Annotated in this window: 13 protein-coding genes and 1 pseudogene; 5 read left to right on the top strand and 9 right to left on the bottom strand. The window is 46.6% G+C overall.

All coding sequences use genetic code 11. From position 1 onward, the window contains the following. Nucleotides 1–95: 95 nt before the first annotated feature. The 4 genes from HMPREF3050_RS08730 to HMPREF3050_RS08715 form a co-directional block, all read right to left on the bottom strand. Nucleotides 96–533: an ExbD/TolR family protein gene (locus tag HMPREF3050_RS08730; protein ID WP_003759376.1), complete on the bottom strand. Its 438-nt coding sequence runs from the start codon at nt 531–533 to the stop codon at nt 96–98. Between the two features lie 3 nt (nt 534–536). Next, nucleotides 537–1,196, bottom strand: a complete 660-nt coding sequence (locus HMPREF3050_RS08725) for a MotA/TolQ/ExbB proton channel family protein (protein WP_003759374.1) — start codon at nt 1,194–1,196, stop codon at nt 537–539. A gap of 59 nt (nt 1,197–1,255) precedes the next feature. Next, entirely contained in the window at nt 1,256–2,218 is a 963-nt protein-coding gene (locus tag HMPREF3050_RS08720) for an energy transducer TonB (RefSeq protein ID WP_070774479.1), read from the bottom strand. Nucleotides 2,219–2,738: 520 nt separating this feature from the next. Then, nucleotides 2,739–3,203: an Rrf2 family transcriptional regulator gene (locus HMPREF3050_RS08715; protein WP_070774478.1), complete on the bottom strand. Its 465-nt coding sequence runs from the start codon at nt 3,201–3,203 to the stop codon at nt 2,739–2,741. Between the two features lie 171 nt (nt 3,204–3,374). On the opposite strand from HMPREF3050_RS08715, the gene HMPREF3050_RS08710 reads away from it, so the two are divergent. Together HMPREF3050_RS08710 and HMPREF3050_RS08705 are read left to right on the top strand one after the other, a co-directional pair. Beyond that, the gene (locus HMPREF3050_RS08710; RefSeq protein WP_070774477.1) at nt 3,375–3,755 is read left to right on the top strand and encodes a hemerythrin domain-containing protein; all 381 of its coding nucleotides are present in this window, start codon (nt 3,375–3,377) and stop codon (nt 3,753–3,755) included. A gap of 108 nt (nt 3,756–3,863) precedes the next feature. Next, nucleotides 3,864–5,021, top strand: coding sequence for an NnrS family protein (locus HMPREF3050_RS08705; RefSeq protein WP_070774476.1), 1,158 nt, complete (start codon nt 3,864–3,866; stop codon nt 5,019–5,021). A gap of 316 nt (nt 5,022–5,337) precedes the next feature. On the opposite strand, the gene HMPREF3050_RS08700 is transcribed toward HMPREF3050_RS08705, so the two are convergent. The 5 genes and pseudogenes from HMPREF3050_RS08700 to HMPREF3050_RS08685 form a co-directional block, all read right to left on the bottom strand. After that, nucleotides 5,338–6,096, bottom strand: a complete 759-nt coding sequence (locus tag HMPREF3050_RS08700) for a peptidyl-prolyl cis-trans isomerase (protein WP_003764894.1) — start codon at nt 6,094–6,096, stop codon at nt 5,338–5,340. Between the two features lie 20 nt (nt 6,097–6,116). Then, nucleotides 6,117–6,980 carry a peptidylprolyl isomerase gene (locus HMPREF3050_RS08695; protein WP_070774475.1) on the bottom strand — a complete coding sequence of 288 codons (864 nt, stop codon included), beginning with the start codon at nt 6,978–6,980 and terminating at the stop codon, nt 6,117–6,119. Nucleotides 6,981–7,013: 33 nt separating this feature from the next. Then, a pseudogene (locus tag HMPREF3050_RS13645) lies at nt 7,014–7,282 on the bottom strand (BolA family protein). After that, nucleotides 7,282–7,572, bottom strand: a complete 291-nt coding sequence (locus tag HMPREF3050_RS08690) for a YciI family protein (protein ID WP_003759356.1) — start codon at nt 7,570–7,572, stop codon at nt 7,282–7,284. Before HMPREF3050_RS08690 ends, HMPREF3050_RS13645 begins: the two are co-directional and overlap by 1 nt. Beyond that, nucleotides 7,572–8,105: a septation protein A gene (locus HMPREF3050_RS08685; RefSeq protein WP_070774474.1), complete on the bottom strand. Its 534-nt coding sequence runs from the start codon at nt 8,103–8,105 to the stop codon at nt 7,572–7,574. Before HMPREF3050_RS08685 ends, HMPREF3050_RS08690 begins: the two co-directional genes overlap by 1 nt. A 349-nt stretch (nt 8,106–8,454) precedes the next feature. On the opposite strand from HMPREF3050_RS08685, the gene HMPREF3050_RS08680 reads away from it, so the two are divergent. The 3 genes from HMPREF3050_RS08680 to porB all read left to right on the top strand — a co-directional run bounded on the left by HMPREF3050_RS08680 (nt 8,455) and on the right by porB (nt 13,686). Next, the gene (locus tag HMPREF3050_RS08680; RefSeq protein ID WP_070774473.1) at nt 8,455–10,992 is read left to right on the top strand and encodes a motility hub landmark protein FimV; all 2,538 of its coding nucleotides are present in this window, start codon (nt 8,455–8,457) and stop codon (nt 10,990–10,992) included. An 83-nt stretch (nt 10,993–11,075) separates the two neighbouring features. Then, the gene (gene truA / locus HMPREF3050_RS08675; protein WP_070774472.1) at nt 11,076–11,894 is read left to right on the top strand and encodes a tRNA pseudouridine(38-40) synthase TruA; all 819 of its coding nucleotides are present in this window, start codon (nt 11,076–11,078) and stop codon (nt 11,892–11,894) included. Nucleotides 11,895–12,600: 706 nt separating this feature from the next. Beyond that, nucleotides 12,601–13,686 carry a trimeric porin PorB gene (gene porB, locus HMPREF3050_RS08670; protein ID WP_003742791.1) on the top strand — a complete coding sequence of 362 codons (1,086 nt, stop codon included), beginning with the start codon at nt 12,601–12,603 and terminating at the stop codon, nt 13,684–13,686. Nucleotides 13,687–13,912: the final 226 nt, after the last annotated feature.

The raw sequence follows: 13,912 nt of genomic DNA, 5'->3' as shown, positions 1-13,912 counted from the left end.
TAGGGGATTTTGGGGAATTTTGCAAAGGTCTCTGTATGTAAAAGGTCGTCTGAAAAGTAGGAATGCTTTTCAGACGACCTTTTTTACTGTCGGCATTATTGTGCTTTAGTTTCGGTCACAAAGCCGATTTTGGTAATACCTGCTTCGCGGGCAGCTTCGAGGGCTTTGTTGACATATTCGTATTCAACGGCCTTGTCTGCTGAAATGGCAACGATGGTATTGGCGTTTTTCTGCTTTTCAGTTTTCAGTCGGGAAGTAACCGTATTAATATCCGCTTTGGTTGCAGAATCACCATCGATGTAATAGTTGCCATTAACATCTATGGTCAGGCGTAGAGGGTCTTTAGGCTGCTTTTCCTTCTGCTTCGCTGCATTTTCTGAAGCGGACGGCAGTTCCAAAGGAATCGAGTGGGTTAGTACGGGCATGGTGATCATGAAAACGATCAACAGTACCAGCATCACGTCGACCAAAGGCGTGACGTTGATGTCTGACATCGGTGCATCATCGCCGGAATTCATAGAGCCGAATGCCATAATTTAGTCCTTTTGATTCAACAGGCGGACGTGTAAATCGTGTGCGAAAGCGTCCATATCTTGAGAGAGGGTTTTCTTACCGCGGTTGAGGAAGTTATACGCCAAGACAGCAGGGATGGCGACAAACAAACCGATGGCGGTTGACACCAACGCCTCACCAATCGGGCCGGCTACTGCGGCAATACTCATTTGACCGCTTTGACCGATATTGATTAAGGCGTGGTAAATCCCCCAGACCGTACCGAACAAGCCGATAAACGGGGCGGTTGAACCGATGGATGCCAAAGCAGTCATGCCGTAATCAAACTGGCGCATGTTTTGTTCCATGCTGTTTCGGATTTGAATGACGAGGTATTCGTTCAAAGGCAGCTCGGTAGTCAGGGTTTTCGCGTTGCTTTGACGATAGCTTTGGTAGGCACGCAGGGATTCGTCCGCTACGCGGCTCATGGGCGCATCAATATCTTTCACTTTTTGCACGGCTTCGGTAAGCGTAAAGGCATTAAGCATTTGCGTTTTAACGAGTGCGTTGGCGGTTTTGGCTTTTTTCAGTTTGATGGAGCGCAGGATAATCAGGCACCAAGTCACGATGCTCATCACTAACATCAACACGAATACACTGATCAGAACAAAATCGCCTGATTCGAATATTGTTTTTAAATCCATAATTTTTCCAAATTTTCCAAGTAAATTAAAACTTTTGTCGATAAAGGTGTTGAGCCCGATTACTCAAGAGTAAAAGAGACCGGGACTCGGAATTCAGTCCAGACAGAGGCATTGCAAGCACCATTTTTAACTGCTTTACGGGCAGCTTGGTCAAGAGCATTGGAGCCACTGCGTTTTAAAATTTTAACTTCAGCAACTTTTCCTCCTGGGCCAACCAAGACACTCAGCATAACTGTACCTGTATCTCCGTTTTCTGCCGCTATAGGAGGATATGGCGGTTTAGGAATATGGCAAGTGCCACCTTTAACCGGATTGGCTCTACTACTACCTGCTCCTGTTCCAGGGCCATTTCCACCGCCGGAACCTCCTCCACTGCCACTACCTGAACCATGTTCGCCTTTGTTGCCACCACTGCCGGGGCCGCTGCCTTCACCTTGTCCGTTACCAGGGCCTTTGTTGCCTCCGCCGTTTCCTTTGCTGTCGCCATGAGGAGCCTTACCTTGTCCGTTTTCCGCAGTATTCGGCCCGGTTTTACTGCTGCTGGTGTAGTCCGAGGCTTTAGGTGCAGGCTTGGATTCTGGTTTGGGTTGGGGTTTAGGCTCTGGACGTGGTTCGGGTTTAGGTTCAGGCTTCGGTTCCGGTTTGGGTTCGGGTTTTGGCTCAGGCTTTGGTTTTTCAACCGGCTTGGGCTTCTCTTTCGGCTGCTGGATATCAGCATCCGCTTTTTTTGTTATGACCGGCTTAAACTGTGGTTTGGGCTGTTCGACCGGCTTGGGTTTAGGCTGTGGCTTAGGTTTTTGCGGTTCGGGTGTTTTTTCAGGAGCGGCAGGCGCACCTTCGCCTTCGGGGGTGCCGTCTCCACCTCCGTCGCCACCACCTAAATCCGCCAAATCGACAAACTCAATATTTGCCATTTCCGGTATAAGCGGTTTGTATGTTTCCCACAAAAGCGCAATCAAACCTGCGTGAAGCAATGATACGGTAATGACGGCTACTGGGATTAAAATTCGGTCTTTATTCATAATCGACGCATGATAATAGCAACAATTTTTGTTTGCAACCTGTTTTTACATCTGTTTTTTGAGTTAATATTTATTCTGAAATAATCTAAAATATTAATATGTACAATGCAATATTTTGATATTGCTATTCATTATCACAATAAAACAAAAGAAAAAGAGGAAGCGACGCCTCAGTCAACTGCGTTAGAAGTTGTTCATCCGGAAAAGTTCACAAATTTACAATAAAAGTGGTTTGGATAAAACGATGGCGATGGTGTGCCTTAGAGGAGAAAAAGCTGCAAAAATATTATTTTATTGATTGGCTTGTGTTCTTAGATTGATTCCCGCTATTGCAGGTCGGTAGTTGGTGTGGCTTGAATAGCGGGATGGACCCGTACACTTTCCCAAAAAGGTCGTCTGAAAATAGAAAATTTGATGCTTGTGAAATGTTGTGGTTACAAGAATGATCAGATGTTTCCTATTTTGGGATTGTGCGGGTTTTCAGTTAAGTCTCTTAAAACATATCGGCAGAGTAGGTAGCTTATGCCGATTTATCGTCTGTTTTTTCGACAACGATTTCGATTTTGGGTTCGTATAGCAAATCGTAGGTCGGTTTATTGAGTAGATCCTGCAAAGTAAACCCGTCCAAATGCGCAAAGAAAGCCTTAATCGCTCCGCCCAAAATGCCGGTAAGGCGGCAAGACGGCGTAATCAGGCATTCGTTGTTTTCCCCCATGCATTCGACAATCTGCATGGGTTCAAGATGGCGCACGACCGCGCCGACATTGATTTTATCGGGTGTGTCGGCAAGACGCAGTCCGCCTCCTTTCCCTCTTATGCTGGTCAGAAATCCGCCTTTGACAAGCGCGGTAACGACTTTCATCAAATGACTTTTGGAGATGTTATAGGCTTCGGCAATGGTTCCGATATTGACTAACGAATCGTCGTTTATGGCCGCATAAATCAATACCCGCAGACCATAATCCGTATGTTGCGTCAGATACATGGTTTTCTCTGTTCAGAATATATTATTTTTTTAGGGCGGCGGCAGTGTTCCCAGTGGGAAATTGTCGCCGTTATGTGTTTGACTTTATATATGATTAAGTTTCATAATATCTGAAACATTTAAATTAATCCAGTGTAGTTTGATAATTTATTATCATTATAATCAAATATTATGAAGCCGTTAAAACGCCACCCAGCACTTATCGAACTTTCCCGCGAACACCATCACGCCCTTTCACTCTGCGTCCGCCTCCTGCGCGCGCCCGCTGAAAGCCATCAAACAGAGCTCGAAGCCCATTTCCTTGAATTGGAACCGCATTTTGTCGAAGAAGAAACCATGTTCGCCCCGCATTGGCAGAATATTTCCGTTGCGATGCGCGAACGTTTCGAAGCCGAACACGCCAAACTGCGCAGCATGATGGCAAATCCTGAATATCTTAACGAAGCATGGAACAAAGACTTTGCCGTTACCCTGCGCGACCATGCCCGTTTTGAAGAACGCGAACTGTTTCCCGCAGTCGAGCCGTTTTTGCCGGAACCCGAAGGAATCTGAAAAAGGTCGTCTGAAAAATCCAAAAGCATGATTTTAGCGTTTTCAGACGACCCTCCTGTCTATTCAAACCTAAAACAAACCATTCAAAAAACAAACCAAGGAACTACCATGACCGCCTTTTTCAAACACCCTGTTTGGGCAATGGCATTCCGCCCGTTTTACTCGCTGGCGGCACTATACGGCGCAATCTCCGTCCTGCTTTGGGGCTTCGGCTATACGGGTACGCCCGAGTTGTCCAATTTTTATTGGCACGCCCATGAGATGATCTGGGGCTATGCCGGACTCGTCGTCATTGCCTTCCTATTGACCGCCGTTGCCACTTGGACGGGGCAGCCGCCCACGCGCGGCGGCGTGTTGGCTGGATTAACCGCATTTTGGTTGGCAGCAAGGATTGCCGTTTTCATTCCGGGCTGGGGTGCAACCGCCAGCGGCATACTCGGCACGCTGTTTTTTTGGTACGGCGCAGTTTGCATGGCATTGCCCGTCATCCGTTCCAAAAACAAACGCAACTACGTCGCCGTATTCGCCATCGTCGTCCTAGGCTGCACGCATGCCGCATTCCACTTCCAACTGCATGCCGGAAACGCATCTGCACTGCTCAGCGGGCTACAGTCCGGTCTGATTATGGTCTCAGGCTTTATCGGCCTTATCGGTATGCGGATTATTTCCTTCTTTACCTCCAAACGCCTGAATGTTCCGCAAATCCCCAGTCCGATGTGGGTCGCGCACGCGTCCCTCTGGCTGCCCATGCTGACTGCCATGCTGATGGCGCACCATGCCCTGCCTTGGCTTTCATCTGCTTTTGCCTTTGCAGCGGGCGTAATTTTTACCGTACAGGTTTACCGCTGGTGGTATAAAGCCGTTTTGAAAGAACCGATGCTGTGGATTTTGTTCGCAGGCTATTTGTTCACAGGTTTGGGATTGATTGCCATCGGTGCTTCCTACTTCCACGGCTCTTTCCTTAATCTTGGCGTACATCTCATCGGCGTCGGCGGTATCGGCGTCCTGACATTGGGCATGATGGCGCGCACAGCGCTCGGGCATACCGGCAACTCCATCTATCCGCCACCCAAATCCGTACCCGTCGCCTTTTGGCTGATGATAGCCGCCACTGTCATCCGCATTATTGCAACCTTCGTCAGCGGCACCGGTTATACCCACAGCATCCGCACTTCCGCAGTCTTGTTTGCCCTGTCCTTGCTGCTTTACGCATGGAAATACATCCCTTGGCTCATCCGCCCGCGTTTGGACGGCAAACCGGGTTGAGACCTTTGCAATAACATGGGTTACTAAAATTTTATGCTCAATCTCATTTTCAAAATGCAAAACCTTTCTGATTTTTCCTACTTTTTGCTCAATATTAGGAAGGTTTTAGTCAATTGAAATTTTTTGGCGCATTTTTATGCGTCAAATTTCGTTAACAGACTATTTTTGCAAAGGTCTCGGGTTAATTAAACCAAGCATATCAAACGAAAGGTCGTCTGAAACCTTAAAACAGGTTTCAGACGACCTTTTTATATGGGAATCCGCTTTAAACCGGTACGGCGTGGTTTTACCGAAGTCCGTATCGTTTCAGTGCGTGTTATTGCTCGATACCGTTTTCACGCAATAGCTGGTGAATTTGCTGTTGGGCTTTATCTTCTTTCAACAGCTGGGTGAGTTGATCGCGAATCAGATCAAATGGCGGTGCTTGAGGGTCTTTTTGTACTTCGCTGATTTTAAACAGGAAGAACTTGTTTTCAATTTCAACAGGATTGTGAGTTACCTCTCCCCGATTCATTGGGCCCAAGATGCCTGCAAGCGGTTGGCGCAGCTGTCTTGCCATGACGAAATCTTCAAATGCGGGTTGCTGATTCGGATATCGTTTCGTCAATTCTTCAAATGACAAGCCTTTCAAGAGCAATTCTTGTGCTGCTCGTGCTTCTTCGGGCGTATCGAAGCTAACCTGCTGAATCTTGATCATGCGGGTTTGCTGATCGTAAAACTTCAATAATTCAGCATTGCTGATTTCGGCAGTGCGCTTCAGATAGTCGGCATATTGCGCCGCGTAAAATTCCGCTTCCATAGTGAGGAATTGGTTGCGGACCTCGGGATCTTTATCTAATCCGGCTTTGAGTGCGGCATTTTTGAGAATTTCAATGCTTTGCAAGTGTTTGACGACTTCTTGGCGGATTGCTTTGCCGTCAGGCTGCTGCTTGGATTCAGGACGCTGTTCGGCTTGCTTGAGAATGCGGGCAACTTCGCTGTCTATGCGTGCCGGATCAATATCAGGCGCTTTGGCAACAGCGAATCCGGCAACAGCCGTCGCCATGATGACTGCGGCGGCAGTTTGGTATTTCATTATAAAAACTCCGTGAACAGTTATTTAATTGTGGCTTTTTGCAACAGAGATTGGAGTGCTTCATCGACGCGGGAGGCTTGCAGGTCTTGGGCTATACTGCTTTTGGATTCGTCATAAGACGGAAGCTTTACATCCCGACGGTCGTTGACATAGAAGACGGCATATACGTCGCTGTCTTGCAGAGGCGTTGTAGTGTGCGCGCCTTTTTTCAAATCTTTAACTGCGGCATAGAGCGGGGGGACGGCTTCTTGCAAATCTTTTAAAGGAATATAACCTTGCTGGATGCCGCCCGCTTGTTTGGCGCGTTCATCTATTGAATATTGCTTCAGGACGGAGGCAAAGCTTTTCTTGGCATTTAAATCAGAAATGGCTTTTTGGGCATCCGCTTGGGTGCGGGTAATAATTTCGCCCAGTTGTACTTCTTGAGTGCCTTTGTAGAAGTTGCTGAAATTATCGTAAGCGGTTTTGACGTCTTTTTCTTGGACAGGATTTTGACGGAGGACGTGAATCGCATAAGCTTGTCCAAGTAAATCGCTTTCAAATGCCGCCCATTCGGTTTTGAAATGTGCTTTTTTATCGGCACCTTGTTTTTTAGCATCCGTACGGGCATGTTCCAAAGCTTGTTTGAATTCGGCGCTTTGGTCGAGCTTCAGGCGTTTGGCTTCTTGTGATACGACGGTATTGATGACTTGGCGCTCGGTCAGTTCTCTGCGTAGCTCGGGAGAATCGGGAATTTTGTTGTTTGCTGCACGCAGCGCGGCAACTTGGGCATCAATAACGCTGCTGTCGATGGTTTGTCCATTAACTGTAACTAAGGTTTGGGCAGAAAGGCTGCCGGAAACCAGAGCAGTCATCAGCATAGAGATGAGATATTTTTTCTTCATGATTTTCTCTTGTTATGTCCAGTATGTCTGTAATTAGTGGAAGTATTCGTCCGGAGTGGCCGCTTTGATGCTCAATGCGTGAATCAGCCCTTCGGAAAACAGATCGTGCAGTAAGGTTTTAATGGTGCGTTGGCGGTTGAGACGGCTGACGCCGCCAAAAGCTTCGCTGACGACTACGACCGTATAATGCCCGCCTCCTTTGTTTCCCGAGTGGCCCGCATGCAGATGGCTGTCATCCTGAAAGTCAAAAAAACAGGATTCAACGTTTTCAGACGACCTTCAATAGCTTCACGCATACCCATTATTTGAATACGGCTTTGAACGGTTTGATCAATACCTCTTCATAGACGCCCGCATCGACGTAAGGGTCTTTTTCCGCCCATTCTTGAGCGGCATCCAAAGATTCAAATTGAGCCACAATCAGACTGCCGGACACGCGCTCCGGATTGTCGGGAAGAGGGTTGGGACCGGCAGTCAGAAGACGTCCTTCAGCCTTCAAAGCTTCCAAGCGTTGCAGATGGGCAGGGCGTGCCGCCATACGGGCTTCGTGTACATTATCGGCATCGGTGGCCAGGAGCATGTAATATTCCATCAACTATCCTTTTGGGGTAAATATCGGCTCAAATAGGAAAATTGAGCGATAAAGAAAACAAACAAAAAACCGGTAGAGCCGAACATTTTGTAATTTACCCATTGTTCTTTGAAGTGGGTAAATACAAACCAGTTGGCAATACCTAAGAAAATCATGAATGCGACCCAGGCATAAGTCAGTTTGCTCCAAATATGTTCAGGTAGTTCCAACTCTTTGCCCATAGTCGCTTTTAATCCGTTTTTTCCGCTTAGATGGCTGATCAGCAAAACCAATGCGCCAATCCAGAACAAAACGGTCGGTTTCCACATGATAAAACGGTCATCATGAAGTAGAATGGTCGCGCCGCCGAATACGACGATCAGGATCAGGCCGACCCACTGCATCGTATCGAGTTTTTTGTATTTCCAGTAAGTAAAACCTGCCTGCAAAATGCCGAATACAACGGCAACTGCAGTCGCAGTAATCATGTTTTTCGTGATTGTGTAAGTCAGGAAAAACAAGATGACTGCCAATAAATCGCTTAAAACTTTCATAATCAAACAAACAAAAAAGATGAAACCAATCGGCTAAACGCTAATCATACAGGCAGCCTCACCTTTTTGCACCACCCTGGAAACGAAATTACCGATGCAGGCGGGCAATAATCTAAAAAAAGGGTTTAAAAAATGCCGTCGGGATGATAAACTATGTTATCAGTAGGATTTGTAAAAAAGAAACACAGAAATTACAAACCTGTTAATTTCTCGTTCGTTTCATCACTTAATTCATCGGATTACTTGGCAGACTGCGACTTTAGAAGATATCATAACGTAATATATCGTAATATACGGTTAAGCATGTAGCAGTTCTAGCAGGGTTGTCATTTTACACAGGGGACAAGTTTTGAAAAACCATCATAAAATCAAATTAATCGCGGCATCTGTGGCCTTGGCAGTGTCGTTTGGTGCGAGCGCAGGGCTTGGCGGGCTGAATGTCCAATCCCATCTGGGCGAGCCGTTTTCAGGCAGTATCACCGTAACCGGTGACGAGGCTCAGGCGCTGTTGAAAGGCGGAAAAGCGACTGTTTCCAATAGCAATTTGCGTACCAGTGTCCGTAAGTCGGGCGACAAGGCAGTCGTCACTATCCACTCAAGCAAAGCGATTAAAGACCCTGTGTTGATTTTCCAAGTCGGCGCAGGTTCGCAATCCCGCGAATACACAGCCATCATTGATCCCGCAGGCTATTCCGGTAAAACGGATGGTTCAAGCCGTGCGCGCAGCGGTGGCGAATCTTCATCCAATTCTTCTGCTGACAACAATTCATACCATTCTCAATTTGACCGTCAGGCAGCGCGTGACCGCATCAACCGCGCGATACAAAACGGAAATCAAAATGAAACCGTTCGCAAGGAAGCTGTACGAAAAGATAAAAACAACACGAATAAACCGGTACAGACACAGGCACAGCCGTCAAAACAACAGCAACAATCTTCCGTAGGCGCCAATGGAACCGAGATTCGTTATGGTAAGCAGCATCTGGTTCGTCAGGGTGAGACCCTGACCGAAATTGCCACCAAGATCCGTCCGCAAGGCATGACCGTCGAACAAACGATACAGGCATTGGTCAATGCCAACCCCGGCGTGTTCATCGGTAAAGATGCCGACCGTATGCTTGCGGGCAAGGTGTTGTACATTCCGATGCACGGCGATATGAAATCGACGGCATCCAAACCTGCACAAGTCAAACCTCCGGTTCAGGAAGGCAATAAGCCTCAAGCCCAAGGGTCGTCTGAAAAAACCGGTACCGCAACGCCTCCTAAAGAGACTCCGGTAGAAAACACCAAAGTAGAAAATAAAAAAGAAGATAAAAAAGCTGAGCCGGTACAAGAAGCCAAGCCCGAAACCAAACCGGCTGTAACGACGGCAGGTACTCAGGAACAAAATAAAGCTGAAACAGGTGCAGCATCTGCCGAGCAAGTAAATGTCCTGTCTGAGCCGAATGCGTCGTCTGCAACAGCAAACACAGAACCACAAGAAATTTCTCAGGCACAAGCTGATGTCGAAGCGCGCATTGCCTCGGCAGTTGCCACAGAAAAACAACAAGAAGAAGCATCAGCGGAAGAAAGCGGATTATGGCGCTGGCTGTTGATCGGCGGTGCGGCAGCGGCAGGTTTGTTGCTGTTACTGTTCTTGTTGGGCAAGCGGAAGAATTCAGCTGTTGCGCCTGTGGCTGGTGCGATAGATCAGGACGATCAGGATGAGGACGATCTCGATATCAGTATCGAAGATCATGTATTCCCTGCTGCCACTGCGCCGCAACCGCAACCACAACCACAACCACAAGTTGTAGCAGAAACTTCCAAATCTGAAGAAGACGGTTTGGAAATTGAAGATGATTTCGATGATGAAGTATTCTTCAATGAGCCGGCTCCTGTTGCCGAACCTGCTCAAGAAAACGTCGATCTGGATTTGAACGAACTGGATAATACTCAAGCCAGCATCGTGTCCGGCGCCGTTACCATCGACGAAGAAACCGAAAAACGCCGTGATATCGATTGGGATACTGTCGAGTCTACCGAAAGCGTATATGAGCCGGAACCGGAAAATCCATATCAACACGTTGCTGTTGTAATGGAAGACAGAACTGCTGAAGTAGGAACAGAGCCTCAGCATGAGGAAGAGACCCCATCAGTTTCTTCTTTTGCAGCAACGCCTGTTTCATCTGTTTCAGACAACCTGTCAGAAGCTCAACCGGAAGCACCGGAAGAAGAGCCAATCCCATTCGAAGTGGAGATTGAAGAGCCTAAGTCGGAAACAATTGACGTAGTAGAAACAGAAGAAGCCGAAACCCAATCCGAAGAATCGGAAGAGGGTTGGGATTTCTTTGCGGAAGAGCCGAAAACAGTTAAAGCCATCGAGCCTTTCCCTGAATTAGGTACACAAGAAGAAACGTCGTCTGAAGTTGAAGTTGCTGATATACAAGAAGATGTTTTGTCTGAAGTTGAAGCAGCAGACAAACAGGCAGATAGCCCAGAAGAAGCACTGGATTTCGTTGTTGAAGAAACAGAGCAGCCACAGTCTGAAACTGATACTCAACCGTTTGAGATTAAGCAAGACGAACCTTTAGCATTCCAAGATGGCGAAGATTTCAGTATTGAAAATACTCAAGAAGCCAGCGCTGACGAAACCATCGAATGGGAAAATCTGGGTGTGGAAGATACTGCTGCCAGCAGTAATGAACATTCTGGTTTTGAATCAGGCTTCATCTCCGAGTCCGTCGGTATGACGGCTCCGCTGGAAGCTAAATATGACCTGGCTAAAATGTATGTCGAAATCGGTGATCCCGATGCTGCTCGCGAGACGTTGACTGAATTGCTGGAAGACGCAAGCGGTGAGATCCGTCATAAAGCCGAAGCATTGATGAACGAATTGAATGCCTAATATTGGTAAGTAAATCGAAATTAAACAATGCTAAAATAAAAGATGCCGTGAAAACGGCATCTTTTATTATTTTCAGACGACATATGACTGCATACACCGAATCATTATCCACAAAAACCATACAAAGATGGGCATTAACCCTGTCTTATGACGGTAGTCGGTTTTACGGCTGGCAAAAACAAGCCGACGGTTTATCCACTGTCCAGACGGTATTGGAAAGCGCACTCAGCCAAATTGCAGGCGAGACCATCCGAACCATTGTTGCCGGACGAACCGATACAGGCGTACACGCGACTGCGCAAGTTGTTCATTTTGATACCAAAGTAGCCCGTCCCGAGCAGGCTTGGGTGCGGGGCGTCAATGCGTATCTTCCTGAAGGTGTGGCTGTATTGTTCGCGCAGCAGGTTGCCCCACATTTTCACGCCCGCTTTGACGCATACGGTAGAAGGTATCGTTACCTTTTGGAATCATCTCCCGTCCGCTCCCCGATATTGCAAGGGAAGATAGGGTGGACGCACCTCAAACTCGATCCTGAAAAAATGCAGCAGGCGGCATTATTATTAGAAGGCGAACATGATTTCTCCAGCTTTCGTGCTGCCGAATGCCAAGCAAAATCACCCGTTAAGACCCTGTATAGTGCAAAAATCAGCGGTACGCCGCAATTCTTAAAACTAGACTTACACGGCAATGCCTTTTTGCATCATATGGTGCGTAATATCATGGGTGCATTGGTTTATGTTGGTAGTGGCAGGCTTAGCGTTTCCGGATTTCAGGAATTAATCGAAGAGCGCAGCCGATTAAAAGCCCCCCCGACTTTTATGCCTGATGGGCTGTATCTGACCAGAGTGGATTATCCGCCAGAGTTCGGTATCATTCGTCCTGAAATGCCGGCATGGCTGTGAGGTCGTCTGAAAACAAAGTGTCCGCTTATAGGGAATCTTTTTTAGTAATGTCCCGTTTGTGGATAAAGCACACACTACATGAGTAAGGTATAGCAATCCGATACAACATAGATATTCTGACCAGTCCTTTGGAAAATTTGGTTTCCTAGCTTTGTATGTGCAAATTGTAAAAGGTCGTCTGAAAACGCTACACAGATTTCAGACGACCTTTTCTTTGGAGGAGCAGCATAGGTAATGCTGATGCTACGTCAGTGAAATCGTAAATCAAAAGAGGAGAATGCATACTTCCATCTTAAAAGAGTGGGTATTTCCAATGTGCATGACTGGCTAAGCCTATAAATTGCACGCTTTAAGAGAGTACATACTGATTCTCTCTTAATTTACTCGTTTACCCGAGTTAGCCAAAAAACAACAGCCAATCTCCAAAAACGACCGTTTAGGAAAAGTGTGTTGTAAAAATGCAAACAGCGGGCAATTCAATATTACATCATGATTTATAAGGAAAATATTGAGAATGCCTTGTTGTAATGCGGGTGCTGTGAGGTCAGGCGGTCAGTAGGGGTAGTGAATAAAGTTTGTTTTTTTAGAGAGGAACAATTATAGTGAGAGTCATGGAATCGCTGATTCCAGCGATAATGTAAAGCCTAAGCGGATTCTATCCGGGTCTGCTTAAGTTATTTCTTCACGATAGAAAAGGAATACAGCAATGAAAAAATCTCTGATTGCTCTGACTTTGGCAGCTTTGCCTGTTGCAGCTATGGCTGACGTGACTCTGTACGGTCAAGTTAAAGCCGGTGTTGACATTTCCCGAGTTAAAGAAAAAACTACAGTTAACGGTGTAACTACCAAGGATACAACCAAAACTGCTACTGAAATTGCTGACTACGGTTCACGCATCGGTTTCAAAGGCCATGAGCACCTGAGCAATAACCTGAACGCTATTTGGCAAGTAGAGCAAAATACTTCTGTTGCCGGTACTGACAAAGGTTGGGGAACTCGCGAGTCCTTCATCGGTTTGGAAGGCGGCTTCGGTAAAATCCGTGCAGGTAAACTCAATACTCCTCTGAAAGACAGCAGCGACAGCATCGATCCTTGGGAAGCCAGCGAGGCAAACTCAGATGTTTTGGCATTAGGCAAATTAGAACGTGTAGAAGATCGTAAAGTGTCTGCACGCTACGACTCTCCTGTATTCTCAGGTTTCAGCGCAAGCGTACAATACCAACCACGTGACAATGCTAATCCTGATGACAAGTTTACTCACGATGTGAAAAGCCGTGACTCTTACGGTTTGGGTCTGAACTATGAGAATGCCGGCTTCTTCGGTCGCTATGCTGGTTCTTTTGCTAAACATTCTGTTCTGGACAAAGATTACTTGAATTCGTTCAACAGAAATACTACTTTGGCTGCTGATACTTATAAAGATCACCAAGTACACCGTTTGGTAGCTGGTTACGATGCAAACAATGTATTGGTTTCTGTTGCAGGTCAATACGAAGGTTTCAAAGCTGACAAAGCTAATGCTAAGAAAAACGAACGTACTGAAGTTGCTGTAACTGGTGGCTACCGTATGGGTAACGTAATGCCTCGCGTTTCTTATGCTCACGGCTTCAAAGCTAAAGAAAACGGTGAGAAACAAGCTAACAGCCAATACAACCAAGTAATCGTCGGTGCTGACTACGACTTCTCTAAACGCACTTCTGCCCTGATTTCTGCCGGTTGGTTGAGAGAAGGCAAAGGCGACAACAAATACGAGAAAACTGCTGGTACAGTTGGTCTGCGTCACAAATTCTAATCTAGTACGATTAGTTTAAATAAAGAGCCTGCTTTATGCAGGCTCTTTTGTTTTTTGAATGATGTGTGTTTGGTTGGATGTGTATCGGTTTCGTATTATCTGTACGGTCTGTGGCTTCGCAGCCTTGTCCTGATTTGAATTTAACCCGCTATTGCTGGCATGGGCAGTATAACGATGAAAGATTGCCGTAGATTGTATAGTGGATTAACTTTAAACCAGTACGGCG

Origin of the sequence: Neisseria sp. HMSC065D04 (assembly GCF_001815675.1) — a bacterium.
In the GTDB taxonomy this organism is placed as follows: domain Bacteria; phylum Pseudomonadota; class Gammaproteobacteria; order Burkholderiales; family Neisseriaceae; genus Neisseria.
Note: the sequence above shows the minus strand (reverse complement) of the source record. Positions and strands in the feature narration are given on the sequence as shown.